At 47.1% G+C, this 1,662-nt stretch carries 2 protein-coding genes; one reads left to right on the top strand and one right to left on the bottom strand.

Features of this window, described 5'->3' with window-relative positions:
- The coding region (locus Q0257_RS09450; protein WP_298024378.1) for an isochorismatase family protein at positions 1–389 on the top strand (389 nt) is incomplete at its 5' end.
- Positions 390–544: 155 nt separating this feature from the next.
- Here the strand turns inward: Q0257_RS09450 and nhaA are convergent.
- A partial coding sequence (nhaA, locus tag Q0257_RS09455; protein WP_298024379.1) for a Na+/H+ antiporter NhaA occupies positions 545–1,662 on the bottom strand: 1,118 nt, incomplete at its 5' end.

Below are 1,662 nucleotides of genomic sequence, written 5' to 3' on the forward strand. Positions count from 1 at the left end.
ACGCTCACGCCGAGCGGGATTTGGAGATGAAGCGCTACCCGATCCACTGTCTAGTTGGCTCGCCCGAAGCGGAGGTGATCGAGGAGCTCGCGCCCTACGTAAGCGAGCAAAACGTCACTTTTAAGCGCAGCACGAACGGCTTTCATAATTTGGATAAGAAAATTCTGGACGGCTTCGATCGCTTTGTGATTACGGGCTGTTGCACCGATATTTGCGTGATGCAGTTTGCGCTTAGCCTGCGCACCTATCTCAACGAAACTGGCGCCGATAAGGACGTCATCGTTCCGCGAGGTGCGGTGGCTACCTACGATGCGCCGAATCATGAGCGCGGCTACTACGATGAATGTGCATTAAGCTTAATGCGAAATGCGGGGATTTTGGTAATTTAAGCTGCGCTTGGATCAGACAGAATTTTAAGTTAAATTTTGTAGCGTATAAATTTCAAAATTTTAGAGCCGTTCTTAAAATTCTAAATTTTTGAGCGGTAGAATTTTGAAATTTTGTGTTGCTCGTAGAATTTTAAGACTCTAACCCTTTACGGATTTTAGCTTTGTTTTACCGCGACTGCTTTTGCGACGAAAAATCCCACTACTCCGGAAATTATCGAGCCTAAAAATACCGCGAGCTTGTCCGTGTAATGATACATATCGCTGCCGCCGTACGCCAGGCCGTCTACGAAAAGCGCCATCGTAAAGCCGATACCACAGATGATTGCTACTGCGTAAAGCTGCGGCCAGCCTGCATTTTCAGGCATGTAGGCGATTTTGGCTTTGATTAGGATCCAGCTAAAGGCAAAAATTCCGATCTGTTTACCGAAAAATAGTCCGAGCATGATGCCCATCGGCACCGGACCGAAAAGGAAGCTAGGACTGATGCCTGCTAGCGAAACGCCTGCGTTTGTAAAGGCAAAGATCGGCAAGATGAAGAAATTTACGGGGTAGGCTAGTCCGTGCTCCATATCCTTTAGCATAGAGCCCGAGCGGGTTTTAAGCGGGATACAAAAACCCGCAAGCACTCCCGCGATGGTCGCATGTATGCCAGAGTTTAGGACCATCACCCACAGCACCACGGCCACGATGATAAACGGAAGCTTTTTATCGACGCCAAGTCTGCTCATCGCTAGCATTATTGCGACACAGGCAGCTGCGCCGCCTAGATAGATTGCGTTTATGGTAGAGGAATAAAACAAAGCGATGATTAAAATTGCACACAGATCGTCCATTATCGCAAGCGTCAAAACAAAAATTTTAAGGCTAGCCGGAATTTTTTTGCCCAAAAGTGCCATAACGCCCACGGCAAAGGCTATATCTGTCGCCGTAGGGATTGCCCAGCCCTTCATCGCGACGGCATCGCCCCAGTTGATGATCGAAAATATGATCGCAGGCATCATTACTCCGCCCAAAGCCGCGAAGCTAGGAAGTAAAATTTGAGAGAAATGGCGCAGCTGCCCTTCGATCTTTTCGCGCTTTAGCTCAAGTCCGATGGCAAAGAAAAATATTGCCATAAGCACGTCGTTTACTAAAAAATGCATCGATTCGTCAAGTTTCGCAGAACCCACACCTATGGTGAAGCTTAGATGTAAAAATGCCTCATAGTATTTAGATAAAAAGTCCACATTTTGAGCTATGATCGCAAAAACCGCGGATAGAAGTAATATAACGC

The organism is uncultured Campylobacter sp. (assembly GCF_938018035.1).
Taxonomy (GTDB): Bacteria; Campylobacterota; Campylobacteria; order Campylobacterales; family Campylobacteraceae; genus Campylobacter_B.